General features: G+C 52.2%; 19 protein-coding genes. 18 read left to right on the forward strand and 1 reads right to left on the reverse strand.

The window, feature by feature from the left end:
• Window positions 1–64 precede the first annotated feature (64 nt).
• Window positions 65–979, reverse strand: a complete 915-nt coding sequence (locus H3Z84_RS06915; RefSeq protein ID WP_228285779.1) for an XrtA system polysaccharide deacetylase — start codon at window positions 977–979, stop codon at window positions 65–67.
• A 252-nt stretch (window positions 980–1,231) separates the two neighbouring features.
• Here H3Z84_RS06915 and H3Z84_RS06920 point away from each other — a divergent pair, with 252 nt between their 5' ends.
• Genes H3Z84_RS06920 through H3Z84_RS07005 form a run of 18 tightly spaced genes read left to right on the forward strand, consistent with a single transcriptional unit; the run spans window position 1,232 to window position 21,941 of the window.
• Complete coding sequence (locus H3Z84_RS06920) at window positions 1,232–2,647, forward strand: TIGR03013 family XrtA/PEP-CTERM system glycosyltransferase (RefSeq protein WP_199456947.1); 1,416 nt, start codon at window positions 1,232–1,234, stop codon at window positions 2,645–2,647.
• Between the two features lie 38 nt (window positions 2,648–2,685).
• The gene (locus H3Z84_RS06925) at window positions 2,686–3,324 is read left to right on the forward strand and encodes an XrtA/PEP-CTERM system exopolysaccharide export protein (protein WP_228285780.1); all 639 of its coding nucleotides are present in this window, start codon (window positions 2,686–2,688) and stop codon (window positions 3,322–3,324) included.
• Window positions 3,324–4,895: an XrtA system polysaccharide chain length determinant gene (locus H3Z84_RS06930; protein WP_199456948.1), complete on the forward strand. Its 1,572-nt coding sequence runs from the start codon at window positions 3,324–3,326 to the stop codon at window positions 4,893–4,895. The genes H3Z84_RS06925 and H3Z84_RS06930 overlap by 1 nt, the downstream gene beginning before the upstream one ends.
• Window positions 4,895–5,770, forward strand: coding sequence for a polysaccharide biosynthesis protein (locus H3Z84_RS06935; RefSeq protein ID WP_199456949.1), 876 nt, complete (start codon window positions 4,895–4,897; stop codon window positions 5,768–5,770). The genes H3Z84_RS06930 and H3Z84_RS06935 overlap by 1 nt, the downstream gene beginning before the upstream one ends.
• A complete protein-coding gene (locus H3Z84_RS06940; protein ID WP_228285781.1) occupies window positions 5,724–7,124 on the forward strand; it encodes a hypothetical protein in 1,401 nt (466 codons plus the stop codon). Before H3Z84_RS06935 ends, H3Z84_RS06940 begins: the two co-directional genes overlap by 47 nt.
• Before the next feature lie 25 nt (window positions 7,125–7,149).
• The gene (locus H3Z84_RS06945; RefSeq protein WP_199456950.1) at window positions 7,150–8,262 is read left to right on the forward strand and encodes a GNAT family N-acetyltransferase; all 1,113 of its coding nucleotides are present in this window, start codon (window positions 7,150–7,152) and stop codon (window positions 8,260–8,262) included.
• Window positions 8,259–9,479 (forward strand): TIGR03087 family PEP-CTERM/XrtA system glycosyltransferase, encoded by a 1,221-nt coding sequence (locus tag H3Z84_RS06950; protein WP_199456951.1) that lies wholly within the window; start codon window positions 8,259–8,261, stop codon window positions 9,477–9,479. The genes H3Z84_RS06945 and H3Z84_RS06950 overlap by 4 nt, the downstream gene beginning before the upstream one ends.
• Window positions 9,476–10,093 carry an acyltransferase gene (locus H3Z84_RS06955; protein WP_323126973.1) on the forward strand — a complete coding sequence of 206 codons (618 nt, stop codon included), beginning with the start codon at window positions 9,476–9,478 and terminating at the stop codon, window positions 10,091–10,093. The genes H3Z84_RS06950 and H3Z84_RS06955 overlap by 4 nt, the downstream gene beginning before the upstream one ends.
• A complete protein-coding gene (locus H3Z84_RS06960; protein WP_228285782.1) occupies window positions 10,090–12,558 on the forward strand; it encodes a hypothetical protein in 2,469 nt (822 codons plus the stop codon). The genes H3Z84_RS06955 and H3Z84_RS06960 overlap by 4 nt, the downstream gene beginning before the upstream one ends.
• Window positions 12,559–12,567: 9 nt before the next feature.
• Entirely contained in the window at window positions 12,568–13,512 is a 945-nt protein-coding gene (locus H3Z84_RS06965; protein WP_199456952.1) for a glycosyltransferase, read from the forward strand.
• On the forward strand, window positions 13,509–14,636 hold the full coding sequence (locus tag H3Z84_RS06970) for a glycosyltransferase (protein WP_199456953.1): 1,128 nt from the start codon (window positions 13,509–13,511) through the stop codon (window positions 14,634–14,636). The genes H3Z84_RS06965 and H3Z84_RS06970 overlap by 4 nt, the downstream gene beginning before the upstream one ends.
• Window positions 14,629–15,612 carry a WalW protein gene (locus tag H3Z84_RS06975; protein ID WP_199456954.1) on the forward strand — a complete coding sequence of 328 codons (984 nt, stop codon included), beginning with the start codon at window positions 14,629–14,631 and terminating at the stop codon, window positions 15,610–15,612. Before H3Z84_RS06970 ends, H3Z84_RS06975 begins: the two co-directional genes overlap by 8 nt.
• Entirely contained in the window at window positions 15,605–16,657 is a 1,053-nt protein-coding gene (locus tag H3Z84_RS06980; RefSeq protein ID WP_199456955.1) for a FemAB family XrtA/PEP-CTERM system-associated protein, read from the forward strand. The genes H3Z84_RS06975 and H3Z84_RS06980 overlap by 8 nt, the downstream gene beginning before the upstream one ends.
• An 11-nt stretch (window positions 16,658–16,668) precedes the next feature.
• Window positions 16,669–18,555 carry an asparagine synthase (glutamine-hydrolyzing) gene (asnB, locus tag H3Z84_RS06985; protein WP_323126974.1) on the forward strand — a complete coding sequence of 629 codons (1,887 nt, stop codon included), beginning with the start codon at window positions 16,669–16,671 and terminating at the stop codon, window positions 18,553–18,555.
• On the forward strand, window positions 18,555–19,721 hold the full coding sequence (locus H3Z84_RS06990; RefSeq protein WP_199456956.1) for a glycosyltransferase family 4 protein: 1,167 nt from the start codon (window positions 18,555–18,557) through the stop codon (window positions 19,719–19,721). Before asnB ends, H3Z84_RS06990 begins: the two co-directional genes overlap by 1 nt.
• Window positions 19,718–20,587 (forward strand): glycosyltransferase family A protein, encoded by an 870-nt coding sequence (locus tag H3Z84_RS06995; RefSeq protein ID WP_199456957.1) that lies wholly within the window; start codon window positions 19,718–19,720, stop codon window positions 20,585–20,587. Before H3Z84_RS06990 ends, H3Z84_RS06995 begins: the two co-directional genes overlap by 4 nt.
• Window positions 20,588–20,589: 2 nt before the next feature.
• Window positions 20,590–21,702, forward strand: coding sequence for a glycosyltransferase family 4 protein (locus tag H3Z84_RS17265; RefSeq protein WP_199456958.1), 1,113 nt, complete (start codon window positions 20,590–20,592; stop codon window positions 21,700–21,702).
• Entirely contained in the window at window positions 21,699–21,941 is a 243-nt protein-coding gene (locus tag H3Z84_RS07005; protein WP_199456959.1) for a glycosyltransferase family 2 protein, read from the forward strand. Before H3Z84_RS17265 ends, H3Z84_RS07005 begins: the two co-directional genes overlap by 4 nt.
• Window positions 21,942–22,064 lie beyond the last annotated feature (123 nt).

Raw genomic sequence — 22,064 nt, forward strand, 5'->3', positions numbered from 1 at the left:
CCCGCGCCGGACGTTTTGATGGGGAAATCAGGCAGCCTGCCAAGGTGGCAGCTTTGCCGTGGAATCAGTGGCAGCTTTCGCGTGGAATGGGTGGCAGGCTTCGTCTGGAATCAGTGGCAACCTTGGTCTGGAATACGCAGCTAACGGTACCAAAACTGAAATCGTTAAGTAGCCGCTCGAGCCGACCATAGCACTTGTCTAGATTGGTGTAATGGCGAAAGCGGGAAAGCCAGTTGGCATTGTTGTATCTAGGCTGGTCGGGATCAATCTCCCAGGGATGCAGATAGAACATTTGAGGCCGCTGTCCAAAGCCTGATGCATTGCGAAAAAGGTACCTGAAAACCGGGTAAGGAAATTGACGGAAATACCCCCCGCCGGCTGCGGGTATCGACATTCCCAAAACGCGAGCAGTCGTTAGCGGGAACTCCCTGATCACATTGCCGCTTGCGGTCTCGATAGAGTAGGGCGCTGCCGGAGAATCAGGGATACCGTAGCGGTCGTGTCGTATTGGGAAAATGCTTGAATCCCACGTAAAGCCGGCTTCAGTGAGGATGTCCAGGGCCCAAAGGGATTTCCTGGTTATGGAATAACTTGCCGCCCTGTAACCTTTAACGGGCTTGCCAGTAATGTCTTCCAGCAAGTGCTTTGATCTGAGCGTTTCCTCGCGAAAGGCTTCTGGCGTCTGATTGTACACAAGCTGGTGGCTGTAGCCGTGTGAGGCCACCTCATGGCCATGGTTGGAAATCTTTTTTATCAATTCAGGAAAACGTTCAGCCACCCAGCCGAGAACGAAGAACGTTGCTTTCACATCGTGTCTTTCGAAAAGGCTGAGCAACTGCTCTGTATTCTGTTCGACGCGGCTTGGAAGAGAGTCCCATTGCTCTGGCTGGATAACCCCGGAGAGAGCGGCGACATGGAAGTAGTCTTCTACATCGACACTCATTGCATGCAGGGTTGGGTTTGCGTCTGGGGTCGACATGGGGGCTCCTTCCCAAGGCTACTGATTGAAATTCTCACCTACAAAGACAGTAATTACAATCAAGGTTGAAACAAAAACCGACAGTGCTGAAATTAATTGTAAAAGTTTGTTACACAAAAATACAAAAATATTGAGATTAGGGTTTGCAAAGAGCAGAATGTACGCGGAAAGAATAGGAATCGGCGGTTGGGGATAGCTCGCCGTCGGGGAATGCGAAGTCGGTCTGCCGCTGATTTTGAGCGGACGACAAGGATGGTCGGCGTGTCATACATACGGTTCCGGAAACACTATCTGCATCTACCCTATCTGGTACTGGCCGTACTGGAATTTGCGGCCCTGTTTGCTATTTTCTCGTTGTTGACCCTTCTTCTGACGCTCACTGGTATCGATCACGCTCCGATGCAAGTGAACGTGGTCTCGGCCTTTTTATTCGCGATCATCCTCAGCAGCGGCACCCTTGCAATGGGAGGCTATCTGGCCATGGTTCGCGAGAGTCTGTCCTCCCTGTTTTTCCGCACGCTCGTGGCCTACTGCTTTGTAGGAGGGATCGGGTTGACGGTCCTTTATCTGGTAATGCCATCTGCGGACCCAGGCAGTGCCAACCTTTTTTGGGCCGTCATGCTGGCATCGATGATAGCGATACTTCTGCGCCTGGCGTTTCTGCGGATCGTTGACTCGGAACAGGTCGTCAGGCGCGTTGTGATCCTGGGTGCGGGTGAATTTGCCGACGCCTTGTTGTCTGAATATGAAACAAATATGAGTGCACTCGGAGTTCGCATCATAGGCTGCATCGCAGACAAGCCGACCCGATCAATTCCAGAAGACAGGCTCATCCCCACTCCCCAGGATTTCTATGAGTTTTGTCGCTACAACAAGGTTTCTGAAATTGTCGTTGCCCAGCAGGAGCGTCGTCGCACGGAAGGCGGGTGGCTTCCAGTCCCTGAATTGATGGAGTGCAAACTGCGAGGTATTGCAGTTACCAGCGGCGTCGATTTCTATGAACGGGAATTGAAAAAGGCAAAACTGGACATGGTGCACCCGTCATGGATTGTTTTCTCTGAGGGCTTTAAGGCCTCGAGAAGTAGAGCATTCGCCAAACGAACGCTGGACCTGATCCTCAGCGTTACACTACTGGTCTGCACACTGCCTTTCATTGTTCTCACAGCCCTGGCCATATTGATTGAAACCGGAAGACCTGTTTTATACAGCCAAAAACGTGTCGGCATGCTTGGTAAAGAGTTCTGGATTTATAAATTTCGCAGCATGAAACAGGATGCCGAGAAGGATGGCAAGGCTCGCTGGGCCTCGGCCAACGACGACCGAATTACCCGCGTTGGCGCATTCATACGCAACACCAGGCTCGATGAACTGCCGCAGATCTACAATGTAATAAAAGGTGAGATGAGTATTGTTGGGCCCCGCCCCGAGCGGCCGGAGTTTGTGTCAGAACTGAAGGAAAAGATACCGTTTTACGACACCCGACATTATGTGAAGCCTGGCTTAATGGGGTGGGCCCAGCTTAAATATCCTTACGGGGCGTCTGTTGCGGATGCCAAAGGCAAACTCGAATATGACCTTTATTACTCCAAGAATCACAGCCTTATGATGGACCTTCTGATCATGATTCAAACCGTGGAAGTGGTGCTTCTGGGAAAAGGGGTGCGCTAACAATGACTAACAACACAGCATGGAATTGGAGAGGATTTATGGGCACGTTCAGTTTTTTCCGGGCAGGTGTGGCAGCTGTATTTATGCTGATTCTGACCGGATGTTCTGGTCTTCCATCATCTACAGAAATGCCAGCGCATTCAGAGCTCAAGCCTGAGCCTTACAGGATTGGCATTGGAGACACCATCTCAATACATGTATGGCGAAATCCGGAACTTGGCCAGTCAATCGTCGTGCGTCCTGACGGTTTTATATCCATGCCATTGATGGGAGACGTAAAGGCGGAAGGCAAAGAACCTGAAGCCTTGGCCTCTGAAATCAGCGTTGCCCTCGGAGAATACATCCGCACTCCCGAAGTAACCATTATGGTTACCAGTCCGGCCAGTAAGGAATTCCGAAACCGCATCCGGATAACTGGCCAGGTTGCTTCGCCCCAATCCGTTGCCTTCCAGCCAGGTATGACTGTGCTGGATATTGTGCTGATGGCAGGGGGAGTGACTGACTTTGGGGCAGGTGGGCGTGCGACTCTGCACCGGGAGAGTGGTGGGGAGTACAAGAGCTACTCGCTGGATCTCGATGCCATATTGAGTGACGGTGATATGCGCACCAATCACGTACTCCAGCCCGGAGATGTGATCAGCGTGCCGCGTAAGCAGTTGTTCAGGGGTGAGCTTTGATGGATATCCAGTTTATTCTGGATATTTTGCGGGCGGTGAAGCTTGAGTTGTACAGCAAGCGGGTCGCGGCCGTGGTTGTATTTATGCTGGTCACTACTGGTGTATTGGCGTTCGGTTATGTGATGCCAAAGCAGTATACATCAGAGGCCGTGCTGTACGCCGATCAGTCGAATATTCTGCAGCCCCTTCTCAGGGGACAGGCGGAGGTTACCCAGATTGATCGAATTAATGAGGCTCGTGAGATGCTCCAGAGCCGTTCGTTCCTCGAACAGATCGGGCTGGATACCGGGCTAATAGCTGGTGGTGAAACAGATCAGAAGCGAAATGGAATCATTTCTGAACTTCGTAATCAGATACGTTTGCGTGTAACCAACGGGAACTTTCTGGAGCTACGTTACACAAGTCGTGATCCTAACGAATCGTTCCGTGTACTCAGCTCCGTATTGGACAGGTTCGTTGAAAGGACTGTCAGGAAAAAACGGTCAGAAAGTCAGGGCGCATTTGAGTTTATCGATTCGCAAGTCCAGTCATACCAGCGCCAATTGGAAGAGGCCGAGCAAAGGCTTAAGGAGTTCAAAGCCAATAACCAGGACGGATCGGAAGGAAGTGTGCAGGGCAGAATCGAATCCCTGCGCAGCCAGATTGAAAACCTTAAGCTGGAAATCCAGCAATCTGAGTCCGAAGTTCGTCTGACACGATCTCAGCTTCAGCAGGAAGAGCCTGTTCGCAGAGTAACGGTTGACCCCGGCAGGTCATCGGCTGAAAGGCGGCTTTGGTCTCTGCAACAGGAGCTTGACGCTCTGCTGTTGAAATATCATGAGAAGCACCCCGATGTCATAAGTTTAAGGGATCAGATCGCTGACCTTGAACAACAAAAATTAACAGAAGGGAGTAATGTCCGAGAGGGTGTAGTTACAGAAGTACTGGAAAATCCGGTGTATGAAAGCCTCAAAATACAGCTTTCGGAGAGCACAACACGCCTTGAGGTTCAACAGAATCGCCTTGCGTCCTTAGAGCGCTTACTTGAAGAAGCCTTTGAGCGTTCCCAGCGGGTCGCGCAGAACCAGGCCGAGCTGTCAGATCTTACCCGCGACTATGATGTTACGCGCGGAGTCTACGAGGATATGTTACAGCGCCGTGAAAAGGCGCGACTGTCTATGACCCTGGACGTTCAGGGCGAAGGCGTTAGTTATAAAATTCAGGAACCGGCAACCTATCCTACTCATTGGGACGGCCTGCAGCTTTACCAGGTGGGCATTGCCGGCCCGTTTCTTGGTAGTGCCGCCGTTCTTGGCTTGCTTACGATGCTGGTTATGTTTGATCAACGAGTACGGTCGCCCCGGGCCTTGCAGTTAGCATTGCCCGAGACCATACCCGTAATTACAACCATTCCCCATTACCGTAGCACCTGGAAAGACCGTCTTCTGAGAAAAGATGTTTTGTTTATCTTGTTCATCCTGATGGTGTTTATGGTCGGTTATCTGGCCGTGCTGCTGTTCAGCGTAATGGGGGTGGCGCCTGACCAATTGGTTGAGAGAGTCAGGGAATTGACCGGCCTTGGGGGCAATTGATGGACGACAACAAGCTTTACAAGGCGCTGCTGAAAAGTCAGGAAGAAAGACGCCAACTCGAGTTGAAACGTGGTGAGGCCAAATCGGAGGAAAACTTCCGGAAGGAACGGCCTTTTGCGGGTTCCGACCGGCTAAAGCCTAACTGGGTACAAGTCGAGACAGACGATGGAGAGCATGCCCCGACCGTCTATGACTCGTCAGTTTCCCTGGCTCTGATTGGTAACCCGAAACCCTGGAGCAGAGACCAGCTTAGAGAGCGCAAGATCATCTACTCCGGCATGCCCGATAAAGAAGTGATGGATGCCTACCGGGAGCTGCGTATTCAGCTGCGCAACAAAGCGGGTGAGGGGAACTTCACGGTACTCTTTAGCAGCCTGGGCGATCAAGGCGGAGCTGTTTTAACCGCCTTCAATATTGCGGTGTCTTTTGCCATGGATTCACACACCTCGGCGCTCCTGGTGGACTGCGATCCATACCATGCAGATCTCACGAAGCTGGTTTCCAGCCAACTGACATCCGGTGTCACTGACTTCGTTGCCGATTCCTCTCTGAAAATCAAAGACATCCTGTACCCCAGTGGCGTTGACAGGCTATCCATCATTCCGGCAGGTACCCAGGTTTCATCCGCTGTTGAATTATTCGCCGCCGTACGTATGCGGGATTTAATGAATGAGCTCAAAGCCCGCTATCCCGACCGGTGCATCATCATCAACGCTCCGCCTTTCCGGGGTAACACCGAAGCCAGGATTCTTGAGCGCTTTGCAGATCAGGTCGTGTTTGGTGTTCCTTTCGGTGCGGTGACCGCTGAGGAAATTTCGGAGTCGGTAGATGTTCTGGATTCCGATAAATTTTCAGGTCTCGTTTTTCAGGAGTAAGCACATGAAGCTCAGAGTGGACAGGGCACGTCAGCTTCAGGCATCTATTTTGATTGGCTTCTGCATGCTCGGCGCAAACGCTTCAGGGCAGGGGCTGAGCGATAAGGTGACAGCAATATACGGCTCTGGCTCGGTGTTCACCGGTGTGACCCACACCAGGACAGATACCGACTCTGGCACAGACACCAATACCGAACCGAGTGTCGGTGTTTCGGGAAGCCTTGGTGGTAATCTGGACAGCGGGGCTAATTCCCTTCAGCTCCAATACGGTGGAACGCTCGAAACCAGGCGAGATACCTTTGGGGGAGGTCAAACCGACAGTAGCTCGGTTACAGGGGCTTCCCGGTTTACCCATTTTGATCCGGCCAGTCGCTTTGATTTCAATTTGGGCCACACCGTCAGCTCAGTAAGAAACGACACGGGTTTTGTGGTAAATCCTTCGAGCTACGATACCCGCAATACGCTGAGTGCTGGCGCGGGCCTCCGGTTTTTTCCGGGCGACTTAACCACACTGCGCTTTTCGGGCCAGGCAGGCAAAAGCTTCGGTGAAGATGAGCTGAACGGAAGCGAGTCGGTTACCGCATCAGCAGATCTTACGCGTCGTCTTTCCGAGAGATCCTCGGCTAGCCTGCTAGGAAGCAGGAGCTGGTCTGATGATGACGGCTTCGACACGATAATAGATTCAGCCCAGGTCATTTATAACCGTACCCTGGAGAACGGTTCATTCAGCATCGGTGTAGGAACCAGTCGCTCTGAGACAGAGTTTGCCGATGGCTCTGAATCCGATGGTGATGCGGCAACTGGTTTTGTGAACCGCACCTGGGCTTCCGATGAATCGCAAACCACTGTGGCATATAACCGTCGTCTTTCAGACAGCACAACGGACCTCTCTCTCGATATCCCGGTGTTTCTGGACTTTTTACCGGACTCAATCCGAATCCGGGACCTGGTCGTCAGTGACGCCGTTTCGATAACCCATAACACCACCCGTCTTTGCGACGTTTGTACATTGGGCCTTGTGGCTGAGGCTTCCATGCTTGAGTCGCAGATTACCGGGGCTACCACTCATGAATACCGGACCGGAATTAACCTCGGCGTCCAGTTGACGTCTCTGCAAAGGCTGAGTTTTGGCTATAGCTGGCAGGGAGACGCTGCAGAGGATGAAGGTACCATTATCGACCAGATTCATAGTCTGACTACCCGCTGGACCCGACAACTGGCAGAGAATACCTCCTTCAGCGTGGACTTTAACCAGTCTTACCTGCGCAGCAAGCTGGACCGGAATGATCAGGACCAGTTTACATTGCGCCTTGTACTGAGCCATGGATTTTCATTGATGGGCAACGGTGGATAGAGGAAAGCAGGGAGTCAGGCGACTAATGCAAGCGCCGGGTCGGCCAGATCTATGTTGTGACGAGGCCAGCATTGATTTGGTTGTTCTGTCGACTGAATGGCGAGAGCTTGAGAAGCAGGCCAATAACACAGTGTTCTTGTCATGGGAGTGGATCGGGGTCTGGTTATCAGTATATCAGCCAGACGCTAAGGTAATCCGGGTGACGGATCGAGGGCGGCTCGTCGGCCTGGGGATTCTTTCCCGGTCAGTTGAGCGGAGGCATGGCCTTCTTTATTCGCGATGCCTCAACTTACATCAAACCGGTCGGGATGCTGAAGACCAGATCTGGATCGAATACAACGGATTTCTCGCTGCCAGGGGTTATGAAGCCTCTGTGGCGGTAGCGTGCCTGAATCACTTGCTGCGTTCGGAGCCTGACTGGGATGAGTTCATTATCGGAGCAGCAGGCGCAGATTATGTGGACTCGTTATCAGAGGCTACTGGCCTTGTTGAGCATGTTCGCTGGGAAGCACCCAGTTTTGGTGTCGACCTCGCTTCGCTAAGGTCAAAGGGACAAAGTTACCTTGGTTCACTGTCGGGCAATAGCCGACATCAGATTCGCCGGAGTCTCAGGCGCTATGAAGAAAAGGGCAAGGTATACCTGGAACGCCCGACGACCATGGAGGAAGCTGACATCACCTGGAGCGCAATCGCCCCCTTTCACCTGGCCCGGTGGGGTAGTGAAATGGGAGAAAGCGGGTTCGCCAATCCCGACTTTGTCCGGTTTCATCAAAGCTTCATAAGGGCAAACTGGAGCGCTGGAGTGGTTGATCTGATTGTGCTCAAGGCAGGGGAAGAGGTCATCGCAATCTTCTACAACTTTCTCTACCGGAACCGGATCTATTTCTACCTCGCCGGGATCAGAGCGGAGGCCGACAACCGGCTGAAACCCGGTATGCTCGGTCACGCGCTCTGCATAGAGGATTATCTCGATCGCGGTTTCGACTTTTACGATTTCATGGGCGGCGACGAACGTTACAAGCGCCAACTTGGTGTTCGCCATCAATACCTGGTTCAGGCCGGGCTGCAGAGAGACCGCTGGAAGCTCCGTGCTGAGCGAGCGGTAAGAACTGTTAAAAAACGATGGGAACTGATGTGAAAGTTGTAGTTCTGTCTCACCGGATACCCTTTCCCGCTAACAAAGGCGAGAAGATCCGTACATTTCATCAGATTCAGTACCTGGCTGACTGCGGCCATGAAATAACGGTGCTTGCACCCTATGAACATGCCGAAGAAATCAGCTACGGCAAAGCGCTGGAAGGGCGCCTCAACATAAAAGCAATCATGTTTCCGCTGAAGGCCAAGTGGCTGAGGCTGGCCCGGGGCCTGGTGAAAAATGACCCTTTGACACTTTCCTATTTTTACAGCGCCGGCCTACAAAAGGCCTTCGACCGGCTGGTGAGTTCCGGGGAATACGATGCAGTGCTGTGTACGGGTTCCGCCATGGCACCTTATGTTTTCCGAAACCCCGAATTGGCGGGGCAGGGCTCACCAGTGCATCTTCGTTTGATCATGGATTTTATGGACCTGGATTCCGATAAATGGCGGCAGTACCAGGCCAGTTCAGGTTTGCCAATGAAAATAGTGTATGGGCGTGAGGCGAGGCTCATTAACCAGTTAGAGTTGAGAAGCTACGAGCGTTTTGACGAGTGTTTCTTTATCTCTGAGAACGAAGTAGATCTTTTTTCCAGGCAACTGCCTGAAACCCGGAAACTCAAGGTGCTTGGCAACGGAATCAATACCAGCGCTTTTTTTCCGGGACCTCGGAGAAACGCCTTACGCAAACCGGTGTTTTTGTTTACGGGTGTCATGAACTACCGGCCAAACGAAGATGCCGTCCTCTGGTTTGTTGACGCACTTTGGGAGCGAATAAAAGCAGAATGGCCGGATGCAGAGTTCATTGTTGCTGGTATGGACCCGAGTAACAGAATCAAGCAGTTGGGTAGATTGCCCGGAATTACTGTTACCGGTTTGGTGGAAGATATCGTGCCTTTCTACCAGAAAGCTGATGTTTTCATCGCACCGTTTCGGATTGCAAGGGGGGTTCAGAATAAAGTACTCCAGGCTTTGGCCTGTGGTCTCCCGGTTATAACAACTCGTCTGGGACTGGAAGGAATCAAAGCAACCCCGGGGGAAGATGTTCTTGTAGCCGATACTGAACAAGAATTCTTCGAGGCCATAAAAAAGGTTCTTGAAACAGAGAAACTCTACAACAGCTTGTCGCTGAACGGTGCAGCGCTTATCCAGCGGGAATACAGTTGGGACGGTGTGCTACAGGGGCTTGCCAGGGCCCTGGAAGTAAAGGACTGCGCGTGACGGGTATTACGGAATTTGCCAAGAAAACAGTCAGGTGCGGGGCGCTCATTGTTGTCAGCCCGTTGGTAGTTCTGTATTGGCTATTACGCCCTGTCGGTCGCGGGGATAGCCTGTTTGCTGCATTCTCCCAGACCGTCTCACTGTTTCCGGGCCTGCTGGGCAGTTATCTCCGAATCGCGTTTTATCGCTGCACTATGAGCCATTGTGCAAGCGACAGCTATATTGGGTTTGGCACGCTTTTCTCCCACCGGGATACCGATCTGTACAGTGGCGTGTATATCGGGCCTCAGTGCAATATCGGCTTGTCCGCAATCCACCGTAACTGTCTCCTCGGGAGCGGCGTTCACCTGTTAAGTGGCAAGAAGCAGCACCGGTTTGAAGACCCGGATACGCCGGTCCGCCTTCAGGGCGGGGAGTTCACCAAAATTTCCCTTGGCGAAAATACCTGGGTTGGTAACGGCGCCATCATCATGGCGAATGTTGGACGCGACTGCATAATCGGTGCTGGCACGGTGGTGACTAACGACATTCCCGCCGGATCAATCGTGACGGGCAATCCCGGCAAAGTGGTCAGGAGCCGATACTCTGAACCAACACAGGGAGTCAGGACATGATGCCTGGCACCGGTGTATTTACAGGCACGGTGAATAATCCTCACAACCTTTTACAGTGGCTGCGTTTTGGGCTCCCGGTTGAGAAAGGTGTGTGTGAGGATCTGCGGGCGCTTGAACTGACATCTGAAAGCGGGGATCTTATCGATGCAGAATTCAGAGCTTTAACACGATGGCAAGACGGCTCCGTTAAATGGGTTCTGGTGGATCTGGTTTCAGAGGTGTCTGGCGCGGTCTTTCTTCAGCAAAGCGAGGAGTCCGGGCAGCGGCAGGTGCAGCAGCACCCGGTGTCCTGTGTCGACGGTGATTTTGCCGATGGAAAATGCCGGGTTTCTCTTGGTGACGGCATCAGCGCAGAATTGTTCATTTCGATTGACGGTGCCGAACGGCGCCTGAAGCTGGCACAAAGCCGGGTAGACCGGAGAAGGCTGAGCGCCGACTACCATTGGGTGTTTGAGGTTGAGGGAGTCAGGGATCTTGACGTTTCCCTTCGTGTGACTGATGTGCCATGCACCGGATACGTGGAACTTAAGCCAAGCGTGCATAACAGTAGAGCGAGCTCCCACCCGAATGGTTGCTGGGATCTGGGCGACCCTAATAGTCTCTATATCGACTGTTTTTCACTAAAAGTGACCAATTCGAAGGCTCCAGAGACCAGGCTGGAGCTGCGAGACCAGGCGGCGGATCAGGATTTCAACCGGTCCTGCTCTGAGGGCATGTTGGTTCAGTACGGCAGTGGTGGAGAGCATTGGGATTCGCCGGTTCATGTTGACAAGAGTGGACAGCCGACGGTATCCGAGCGTGGCTTCAAGCTTTTTGACAATCAAGGTGGGAAGCTGGCTCAGGGTTTCAGGGCCAGCCCCCGTGTTCGGTTCGACAACCCGAGTACTCGCCGTTACCTGGCCCCCAGCCATTTCTGGGAAAATTTCCCTTCGTCTTTTGAGGTAAAAGCCGGGCAGGCTGAATGGCGGATGTTTCCCTGTGAAACTGAATTGCAGCCGGGCGAAGCCAAGACCTGGCAGTGTGATTTCGGGTTAACGGTACCTTGTGCCGACTTCATCTACGACCCTGGCTATCTCGACAACACCGGCGTGGTTCTGGGGCGCAAGCTGGTTACAACCAATGAGCTCACCAACTTGCTGGATAATAACCTCTCGGGGCCAGGATCGTTTATAGAGAAACGTGAAGCCTGCGATGAATACGGCTGGCGCCATTTCGGGGAACTTTACGCAGACCATGAAGCCCTGAATTCAGCCAGCGACGGTATTTTTGTATCGCACTACAATAACCAGTATGACCCGATCCTGGGATTTTCCTTGAGGTACCTGGCCACCGGGGATCAACGCTGGCATCAACTGGCGTCTGACCTTGCTCAACATGTGGCCGATATCGACATCTATAAAACCGATCAAGACAAGGCCGAATACAACAACGGGCTTTTCTGGCATACGGATCATTATCTGCCAGCTCTTACCGCTACCCACCGCACATACTCCAGAGGCCATCAGTACGCCTATGAAGGGCACCAGGGTGGTGGCGGGCCAGGCGGCCAGCACTGCTATCCTTCAGGGCTGGCACTGCGATACCTGCTGTCTGGCGACGACACGCTCAAGCATGCAGCCATCGGGCTGAGCAACTGGGTACGCTGTTTCTACAATGGCTCCTCCACGTTACTTGGCCGGGTACACAGACTGCTCACGGTTGACCTGAAAGCCGGAAAAATGACAAACGTCGGCTTCATAGAAGGAGACTACAAATACCCCCTTGACCGGGGCACAGGCAATTACCTGAATGCCCTTATTGATGCGTTCCTGATTGAAGGTGATGTTGGTTTGCTGAAGGAAATGCATGGCATCGTCATCGAAACCGCGTCTCCGTATGATGACCTGACGGCCCGGAATCTGGAAAGCGTTGAAGAGCGCTGGTTCTATATTGTATTCCTGCAAGCGCTCGCCCGGTACCTTTTGCTCAAGGAGCAACTCGAACAGCCAGATAATTACTATGCCTATGCCCGCCATACATTTCTGCACTACGCGGAATGGGTGCGGAAGTACGAAGACACCTACCTCTCCAATCCGGACGCCCTCGAGTTCCCGACGGATACCTGGGCAGCACAGGATTTAAGAAAAGCCAATGTGTTGTACTACGGGGCCTATTTCAATCCGGCGAGGGCAGAAGCCTTCCGGCGCCGGGCGGATCTGTTCTGGGGCTATTGTGTAAAAACGCTTGGAGAATCACCCGAAGCCCATACCACAAGAATCCAGGCGATCGTTGCTCAGAATCTGGGTGTTCGTGAGTGGTGTCTGGAACACGAAAATTCGCCCTACCAGCTTTTGCCTCTGGAACAGGTAGAGGTCAGTAAAACCGGGATCGGCCAGCGTTTTTTCCTGGATATCCGTAAGATTTTCAGTGACTTCTCTATAAACAACGAAATCGAGTGGCTCAAGGGCCGCCTGAGCGGTCGATGAGGGGGGCGAATGGATACCGTTGATTTTGTCATCCCCCACATGGGGCGCCCGGAAATGCTCCAGGAAACCGTTCGTTCCATTCTGGCTCAGACCCACATCGAGCGGATAGAAAGTATCACCGTAGTCACGAAAAACGAGCACCGGTTACCGCTCGCCGAACACGACAAAGTGAACGTTTTGTACGCGCCCGACGCAACGTCCATCTCGGACCAGAGGAATCGTGGCGTAGAAATCGGGCGCGCACCCCTGATTGCGTTTCTGGATGCAGATATCGGCCTGACAGAAGACTGGCTGGAAGTCTGTGCCGACCTGCTGGCAGAGAAAAGCGACCGGGTTTTGGTCAGCGCCATGCAGAAAAACTCAAATAACGCGGGCCGGGTAGAACGCCTCAGAACGGCGCTCAGTAATGTCACCCTGGATGTGCCAGTCCAGTTTCTGCCGGGTCGGAATCTTCTGGTAAGGCGTTCGGCACACGAGCAGGCGGGGGGCTTCCCCGAGCATCTGCAAACCTGCGAAGACTATTTCTATACGGAACAATTGTCCCGGCTTGGTGAGCTCTATTACACATCACGCACGCACTACGTGCACCTGGGCGAAGATAAAACGCTGTGGCAAACCTTTACCAAGGAAATCTGGCGTTCTGAATACAACCTGGTTTCGCTGGCCGGGCGCACGGTGCCACTAAGGGAGTGGCCGAGCATTCTGCTGCCATTCTGGATGGTACTTGGCTTTGCTGTGCTTTTCGCGGGTATATACGCGCGGCCGTTGTTGGCTGCAGGCGCCATCATCCTGATTGTTCCGGCCTGTCTTTACAGCGCAAGGTTGTATACCAAGCCTTCAAATGACCAGGCGCTGCCCTTCCTGTTCACTTTTTACGAAGTGTATTTTGTGGCACGCGCAGTAGGCACTTTGAAAGGTACGCCGCTTTTGCTGAAGAGGAAGCTCAGGGAATGAGTATCAGGGTTCTCCAGTTCATCTGTCCCACCGGTTATTACGGTGCCGAACGCTGGATCAACGCATTGGTTTCGGCGAATACAGATGATGCCATTGAATACCACATCGCAATCACGGATGAAGCCGGGTCGTCTGATGAAGTGCTCATACGCTCAATACTGCCCGAGGGGCAGAAGCACCGCCTTAGAATGTCGTCCAAATTCGACCTTCTGGCCGTATTCCGGCTTGCCCGGCTGCTGAAAGAGCGACAGATAGACATCATTCACACTCACGGCTACAAATCAGACATCCTTGGGGTTGTTGCCGCGAAATTAGCGGGTGTGAGGTCTGTATGCACGCCTCATGGATTTGAAAATGCCGAAGATAGCCGACTCAAAGCGTATATGTGGCTCGGGGGGAGAGCCTTTCACTGGTTTGACCAGGTTTGCCCTCTGTCTGAAGGTATCGAAACCACCGTAGTCAGCGATTACGGCGTTGATCCCCGCTCCGTTCGCCTGATCAATAACGGTGTGGACCTGGCAGAGGTTGAAGCAGCCATCGCTGATCCCAGGCCCCGCGATTGCTCACACTTCACAATTGGCTACATCGGCCAGTTGATCAGCCGCAAGAACTTACCGGCCACCCTTGAAGCCTTTGCCCTGTTTCACGTTGACCACCCGAATGCCCGTCTGGTGCTGATTGGAGACGGTGAGGAAAAGCCGCGCCTTATAGAGCAGGCCAGTAAGTTGGGTCTGTCAGATTCGGTGGATTTTCTCGGATTCCGGGACGACCGCCTTCAGCATCTGCCGACCTTTGATGTCTTTGCACTCACATCATCTCTGGAAGGAATCCCGCGTTGCCTGATGGAAGCCATGGCTGCCAATGTCTGCGTGACAGCCTTCGACATTCCCGGAGTTGATGTGCTCGTGAAGCCGGATGAAACCGGTGTACTGGTTCCCTTTGGCGACACTCCCTCCCTGGCAAAGGCATGGGGTGATCTGATGCGCAATCCCGAGACAAGGAAAAGACTGGCTGAAGCTGGTCGGTCCCGGGTTTATTCAAGGTTCTCTGCTACGGCGATGTCTGATGAGTATGCCGCTTTGTTCAAGAACCTGAGCGCAAAACAGGTGGTCAGTAATGCGTAAAGTCTATTTTGTGCTCAGTGTGGATACCGAAGAAGAGTGGGACTGGGATGGCCCGTTTCCGAACAAAGTTATCTCTGTCGAAAACGTAGACCACCTTCCTGGATTTCAGGGCCAACTGAACGACCTGGGCCTCAAAACCAGCTATTTCCTGGATTATGCGGTGATGGAAAATCCCCATGCCCGTGATCTGCTTGCGGATCTTTACCAGAACAATCCCGGAATCGAATACGGCTCGCATCTTCACCCCTGGGTAACGCCGCCCATCGTACCGGTTGTATCCGAAGCAGACTCCCACATTGTAAACCTGCCCATCGACATTGTTTCGGAACAACTGAGATCCCTGACCAGCACGATCACCGAACTGACCGGCCGACAACCTACTTCGTTTCGCTCCGGCCGTTGGGGTATTAACGATGACATCTTAAGGGCGCTGGCGGAGCAGGGCTACCTGGTGGATTCCAGCATCTATCCCTTTTATGAAAACGACTGGTTCAGCTGTGCAGACTACGACAGCTGGCCACTCGCCATGTCGTACCTTCGAACCAACCCGGAACTCATCGAGCTACCGGTAACCGCCGGCTTCAATCATCGGCCCTTCAGCAAAGCACAACGCCTGCACAAGACCCTCGAGCAGCCTGCCTGGGCCCGATTCCATGTGGTCGGCGTGCTGTGGGCGTTGATGCTGCACCGGAAAATCTATCTCAGCCCGGAACTCTCAACCAGCCGCGACATGATTGCCCTGTGCAAAGAAATGCTTCAGGCGGAATGCCCGGTGATCCATATGTACTTGCACAGTTCCAGCCTTCTGCCGGGCTCAACACGGTATGTTCAGTCCGAGAGGGACAAGAACCGGCTCATGAAACGCATAGAAGGCGTGGTCGACTTTCTCCGCTCCCAATGTGAGGTGGAAACACTAACCATTACTGAAGCGGCTCTTCGACTGAAGGAAGAAGGGGCTCTCAAAAACCATGGCTGAGGCAGTGCTGATTGACGGTCAGGAGCGGGACAACTGGAACGAATTTGTGGCCAGAGCAGAGTCAGCGACTCCGTACCACAGATTCGAATGGATGGAAGCCATAGAAACCGCCTACGGTCACAAACCCTATCCAATCGGGGTCAAGCAAGAAGGCAAGATCGTTGCAGTATTGCCGTTGATACTCATGGAGCAGCCCCTGACCCGGAAAAAAGCCCTGGTCAGTTTACCTTTCTGTGATCTCGGCGGAGCCGTGGGTGCCGGGATCCATATCGAGCTACTGAGTAAAAAAGCGAGGGAACTGGCAGGCTCAATGGCTACCCGCGAACTCGAAATCCGCCAGAGAGAAGGGCAGGGACTGGGCTTTGATTTCGACACCCTGGCATCAGAGGTTGGCAACCAGAAAGTCAGTATGATCCTCGAGCTTGAAGCGGGCAGTGAGCAACAACTGGCCGCTTTCAAACCGAAGCTGCGAAGCCAGATTAAAAAAGCCATGAAAAACGGCTGTACCACCGAACTCGGTAACAATGAGAGGCTGGTTGAAGATTTCTACCACGCTTTCAGCCGCAATATGCATGCGCTTGGTTCTCCCGTGCACAGCAAGGACCTGTTTCATGCTATTTGTAAGGCCTTTGGTGATCAGGTGGTTGTTGCCGTCACCTATTTCGAGGGGAACGTGGCAGCCGGGGGCATTGTGCTGAAAAACGGTAAGAATGCCGCCATACCCTGGGCATCGTCACTTTCGGAGTACAACCGGCTGGCGCCTAACATGCTGCTGTATTGGGAACTCCTGGCCCATTGTGCCGACAACGGTATCCGAACGTTCGATTTTGGCAGGTCCACCTTTGGTGAGGGCACCTTCCGGTTCAAAAAGCAGTGGGGCGCTCAGCCCTATTTGCTGTCGTGGCAGAACTGGATAGAGAAACAAGGAGCTACAGCAGGTGCACCGGGCAAAATCAGGCCCATGCTCGAGATCGCCTGGCGCCGCCTTCCCCTGAGGCTGGTTAATATGCTCGGGCCACTTGTGCGAAAGCACATTCGGTTATAGGGATTATTAACGTGTGCGGCATAGCAGGATTTACGACCGCGTATCAGTCTGACAGCCACCTGGAGGTGGCCACTGCCATGGTGCGTTCAATTCGCCATCGAGGGCCGGATGCCCAGGCAGTCCGGCAGTTCAATGGCGCGGTGCTGGGCCATGCCCGGTTGAGCATCATCGATCTCTCCGAAGCCGGTAACCAGCCCTTTGTCTCCGACGATGGCCGGTATGCCCTGGTGTTCAACGGCGAAATCTACAACTTCAAAACCCTGCGCAGAGATCTTGAAAGCCACGGTGTGGGGTTCCGTACCCAGACCGACACCGAGGTAGTGCTCGCGTTACTGGCAAGAGAAGGTATGAGCGCCGTCGAAAAACTGAACGGCATGTTCGCCATCGCTTTCTGGGACAACGAGGCAGGCACCCTGGACCTGATTCGGGACCGGATTGGCAAAAAGCCACTTTACTACACCGAACAGGACGGCCAACTGCTGTTCGCTTCAGAGCTGAAAGCCCTGCTCCAGTGCCCTAATGTACCCAGGGAAATCCGCCCGGATGCGGTTTACGATTTCTTCGCCTACCAGTACGTGCCGGACCCGAAAACCATCTTCAAAAACATCTACAAACTGGAACCGGGCAGCCACTTGCACCGCACTAACGCCGGCAAGACAACGCTGCGCCGCTACTGGTCACCGGAAATGGGCGAGCCTGAGTCCCTGAGCATGGAAGATGCAAAAGGCCAACTGCTGGATTTACTGGAAGATGCCACCAGGCAACGCATGATCAGTGACGTGCCGTTGGGCGCCTTTTTGAGTGGCGGAGTGGATTCAAGCGGTGTAGTCGCGATGATGGCAAAGGGCGGGCATACCGTAACCACCTGCTCAATCGGTTTTAAAGAGAAAGACTTCAACGAAACCGAATTCGCACAGGCCGTGGCGAACCAGTACCGGACCGATCATCGGGAACACACGGTGGAGGACGGCGTTGCGGAGCGCCTGCTGGATATCTGCCGGTTTCTGGATGAGCCTTTTGCAGATTCATCTCTGGTACCGACCTTTCTGGTCTCCGAATTGGCCAGGAAGGACGTAACGGTAGCCCTGACAGGGGACGGCGGCGATGAAATCTTCGCCGGTTATGAAAAATACGCCACCGATTGGCGCGAAAACCAGCTACGGCAGAAGTTTCCGTCGTCTGTGCGCTCGGTCATGGGCGACCTGGCACCCGGTTTACGCAAAATACCCGGAAAGCTCCTGCGCAGGGCAAGCTCATTGATGCACAGCCTGAGCCTCGACCCGGCGAAAGCCTTCTACGTAACCAATACGTTCATTGATGACCACATCTGGCAACTACTGCTGAACGAAGATTTCCGAAAAGACCTGGCTGATTACCACCCCAGTGAACTCACAGAGCAGGTGTACAACCAGTGTGACGCCGAAGACCATCTGGCGAAGATTCTGTATACCGACATGCGAACCTTCCTGCCCGGCGACATACTGGTGAAGGCAGACCGCATGAGCATGGCCAATTCCCTGGAGCTGCGTTCGCCCCTGCTGGATTATCGCATCATCGAGTTCGCCAACCGTCTTCCGTCCGAGCTTAAATTCAACAAGGGCGACAAAAAGATTGTGCTGCGCGAGGCGCTTGAGCCGCTATTGCCGCCGGAGATTCTGAACCGCAAAAAAATGGGCTTCGCCACGCCTCTGGCGGACTGGTTCCGGGGAGAATTAAAGGCCATTGCCGAAGCGCATTTTTTTGAAAAAGGGCAGGGCCTGGGCCAGGTGTTCCGAAAAGACCACATCAGACTGATATGGGACCAGCACCAGAGAGGATTGTTCGACCACTCGCCGGTGCTCTGGACTATGCTGATGTATGAGATCTGGTGGGAAAATTACATGAGTGGAACGGATTGATGTCGATATTGCTGCTCAGCGAAATCTTCCCGCCCCGCCATGGAGGCAGTGGCCGCTGGTTTTATGAACTTTATCGCAGGCTTGAGCCCGGCACGGTAACCATCGTGACACAGGATAATGCCGACCCGGGCGACCAAAGGGTGGATGCAGAATTCCCCCAACGCATACACAGGATCGCTATGGCATCACAAAGCTGGGGCCTGTTGAGCGTTACCGGATTCGTTCTTTACGCGCGGACTCTGATGCGTATTCTGCGATTAAAACCGAATGGTGTAAGCCAAATTCACTGTGGACGCACCATTCCGGAAGGATTCATCGGCCTGCTTCTGGCCAGGCTGTTGGGCAAACCACTGCTCTGTTACGTACACGGTGAGGATATTGAAGTGGCCCGCACAAGCCGGGAGCTCACCTGGATAGTGAATCGAGTTTTGCGTGGCGCCGACCGGCTTATTTGCAACAGCCAGAATACCAAGTCACTGCTTATGGAGCATTGGCATGTGCCGGCCAAAAAGATTGAAGTGATCAATCCGGGCGTTGACGAACAAACCTTCCGTCCCGCATCGCCAGATCCGGCCTTCCGGAAAAGGTTCGGTTGGGAAAACCGTTTCGTTTGCTTAACGGTGGGCCGGCTCCAGCGCCGTAAAGGCCACGACAAAATGATCGAGGCTATTCCCCAGATCAAGAAGGAAATACCTAACATCCTCTACGCCATCGTGGGGCAGGGCGATAACTACCCAAACCTGTTAGCCGAGGTACACAAACTTGGCCTGGAGGACCAGGTACAGTTTCTGAACGAAATTGAGGACGGTGACCTGATCCGCTGCTACCAGCAGTGCGACATTTTCATATTGCCGAACCGATCCGACGGTAACGACATCGAAGGGTTCGGGATGGTACTGGTGGAAGCCCAGGCGAGCGGTAAACCGGTGATCGCCGGTGACTCGGGTGGTACTGCAGAAACCATGGACAATGGAACTACGGGCCTTATTGCAGACTGCACGAATCCTGAGCGTATTGCTGATGCGCTTCTTTCAGTCAAGAGAGGCATGAAGGAAGGCCGCTTTCAACCAGACGCCTGCAGGCGACAAGTTTTGAAAGCCCTGACGTGGGAAAAGCATAGGGATCGGGCGAGTAAAGTATTTGCGCAATTAGGAGGCTCTAAATGAGCGAGTGCTATTCAGTCGTGAGTTTCGCATATAACGAAGAAAATACAGTAGGCGATACTATCGCGAGTATTCTAGCCAACTGTGATCACCGCCTTACTAGATTGACGATCGTTGCCAATGGCTGCACAGATCGGACGGTTGAGGTGGCTAAACAGGCGCTAAAAAACGCAACAACTGCTCATTCCGTGATTGAGCTTTCGCTTGGCGATAAATGTAACGCTTGGAATCAGTATATCTATCACCATCTGCCAGTGGCCGATGTGCATTTTTTTGTTGATAGTGATGTCACTTTTACAAAGAACGCATTCCCACTTTTGTTCGAAAAACTGTTGAAGTCAGAGGGTAAAAATGCAGTTGCAGGCTTGCCTCTGACAGGCCGTAATATAAAACAGTATGAGGAGCTAACGAAGCTGTATTCGTGTCTTTTCGGCTGTCTTTATGGTCTTACGGACGACTTTAGTCGAAGGATAGTAAAAAACAAAACCCGCTTGCCAATTGGTTTAAGCTGGATTGATGCGCAGATCACGAAGATGATTAATGATGACTTAAAAGATGAAAAGGATGATTATCAGCATAGAGTGACTTTCATTGAAGGCGTTGGTTACGAATTTGAAAGCCTTAAGCCCTGGAAGGTTGAAGACATTCGTCTTTATGTCAGTCGGATATGCAGGTATAAAACTGGGCAACTACAGGAACCTTATCTTGATGCGCTGCCTTACTCGGAGTGGCCAGATACCATGGAAGAGATCAACCGGAATATCCTTCGACAAGGCGTAAAACTTTCGTCTCTGGGGAAAATCACACCTTTTCGCGGCAAGGTATTACAAAACTTGAATAAGAAATTCACTGGTGCGTCAGGGGCCTAAACGTGAACATACTTTACGTCCATAACGTTGGCAAAATTGGTGGGGCGGAACGCGTAACTTTAGACATAATTCGAGGACTTGGAAAGGGTTCACATCGTGCATTCCTAGTGACACCTGAGGAAGGGCCTTTCCTTGAGTTTGCTAGAGAGATCGGAGCCGCGACATTCGCTTTAAATATTTGTCAGCCCGATCTAAAGAAACCGATCCAGACGCTAAAGGGCTATCTGCGTTGGCTTAAATTTCTACGAAAGCATGAGATAGACCTTATTCATACGGGTGATCTCTTTGTTACTCGAACGTTAATTGCCGCCGCGAATACACTCTTTATACCATTAATTTGCCACGTTCATTGCGCGATCGAGACCACGACGTTAGCCTGGATTTTCAAAGCAAAACCAAAAAGATGTTGCTTCATCTATTGTAGTCAAGATTTTTATGATTCTGTTTCACCTCTAGTCAAGCCAAAACTAGGGCATTCAGAACACATAGTAATTCACAATGGCGTTGATACCGAGCTCTTCAGACCTAGGATAACCGACCAAGCCTTTCTGCCCAAAGGCCGATTTAATATTGGAATAATTGGGAACCTCCAAAAGTTTAAGGGACATGACGATCTTATTGATGCTATCAATATCGTTAGAATCACCAATCCAGACATACTTTTGCATATCATTGGAGATGATTTTTTTGGTGAATCAAGGAAGTTAATACTACGAAAGCGGGTGGAGCAGGATGGGTTACAAGATTTCGTTTTTTTTCACGGTCATATAGATAATATTTGGGATTATCTTAACGACTTGGACTTAGTCGTATGCGCCTCACACCAGGAAGGATTTCCGGTTTCAATTCTGGAAGCAATGGCTTTTGCTAAACCGATAATTTCAACAAATGTAAATGGAATTCCAGAGGCGATTGTAGATGGGGAAAGTGGATTATTGGTTAAGCCATCTTCCGCAGACGAGTTGGCGGCGAAAATCAACCTTCTCATTTCTAATCGAAAGCTGAGACATTATTTTGCGGTCAAAGCTAGGCAAAGAGTGCTTGATAACTTCAGCTTGGATAAATTTTTTTCGAAAATCCAAAACTTATATAATGAAAAGGACTTTTCGAAGTGAGAAAAATTCCCAAGTTTTCGGTTTTGGTGCCGACCTATAACCGCCGAGATAAGCTCAAACTGTGTTTAGAAGCAATTCTTGCTCAAACATTTTCCGATTTCGAAGTAATTGTTGTAGATGATGGTGGAAAAGATAAAAGTGAAGAAATAGTCCGCAACCTCAAAGACAGTCGAATAAGGTATTATTGGCAAAAAAATTCTGGACCATTGATTGCACGAGGACCCCCTCTGTCAGCCTAGTTGTCCAGTTGGCGATTTAGCCTGAATTTCACTAGTCGGGGCGGCATGGGAGCATTCATGCCACGTTATTCCGAAGAACGTAAAGCGGCCGTTTTAAATAAGTTGTTACCTCCGCAAAACCGA

This window comes from Marinobacter sp. bablab_jr003, assembly GCF_016464245.1.
Lineage (GTDB): Bacteria > Pseudomonadota > Gammaproteobacteria > Pseudomonadales > Oleiphilaceae > Marinobacter > Marinobacter vinifirmus.

What these genes read in the sequence shown, in the direction of transcription:
- H3Z84_RS06915 (WP_228285779.1), bottom strand. Translation starts at nt 979, where the DNA reads ATGTCGACCCCAGACGCAAACCCAACCCTGCATGCAATGAGTGTCGAT.
- H3Z84_RS06920 (WP_199456947.1), top strand. Translation starts at nt 1,232, where the DNA reads ATGGTCGGCGTGTCATACATACGGTTCCGGAAACACTATCTGCATCTA.
- H3Z84_RS06925 (WP_228285780.1), top strand. Translation starts at nt 2,686, where the DNA reads ATGGGCACGTTCAGTTTTTTCCGGGCAGGTGTGGCAGCTGTATTTATG.
- H3Z84_RS06930 (WP_199456948.1), top strand. Translation starts at nt 3,324, where the DNA reads ATGGATATCCAGTTTATTCTGGATATTTTGCGGGCGGTGAAGCTTGAG.
- H3Z84_RS06935 (WP_199456949.1), top strand. Translation starts at nt 4,895, where the DNA reads ATGGACGACAACAAGCTTTACAAGGCGCTGCTGAAAAGTCAGGAAGAA.
- H3Z84_RS06940 (WP_228285781.1), top strand. Translation starts at nt 5,724, where the DNA reads ATGTTCTGGATTCCGATAAATTTTCAGGTCTCGTTTTTCAGGAGTAAG.
- H3Z84_RS06945 (WP_199456950.1), top strand. Translation starts at nt 7,150, where the DNA reads ATGCAAGCGCCGGGTCGGCCAGATCTATGTTGTGACGAGGCCAGCATT.
- H3Z84_RS06960 (WP_228285782.1), top strand. Translation starts at nt 10,090, where the DNA reads ATGATGCCTGGCACCGGTGTATTTACAGGCACGGTGAATAATCCTCAC.
- H3Z84_RS06965 (WP_199456952.1), top strand. Translation starts at nt 12,568, where the DNA reads ATGGATACCGTTGATTTTGTCATCCCCCACATGGGGCGCCCGGAAATG.
- H3Z84_RS06970 (WP_199456953.1), top strand. Translation starts at nt 13,509, where the DNA reads ATGAGTATCAGGGTTCTCCAGTTCATCTGTCCCACCGGTTATTACGGT.
- H3Z84_RS06975 (WP_199456954.1), top strand. Translation starts at nt 14,629, where the DNA reads ATGCGTAAAGTCTATTTTGTGCTCAGTGTGGATACCGAAGAAGAGTGG.
- H3Z84_RS06980 (WP_199456955.1), top strand. Translation starts at nt 15,605, where the DNA reads ATGGCTGAGGCAGTGCTGATTGACGGTCAGGAGCGGGACAACTGGAAC.
- H3Z84_RS06990 (WP_199456956.1), top strand. Translation starts at nt 18,555, where the DNA reads ATGTCGATATTGCTGCTCAGCGAAATCTTCCCGCCCCGCCATGGAGGC.
- H3Z84_RS06995 (WP_199456957.1), top strand. Translation starts at nt 19,718, where the DNA reads ATGAGCGAGTGCTATTCAGTCGTGAGTTTCGCATATAACGAAGAAAAT.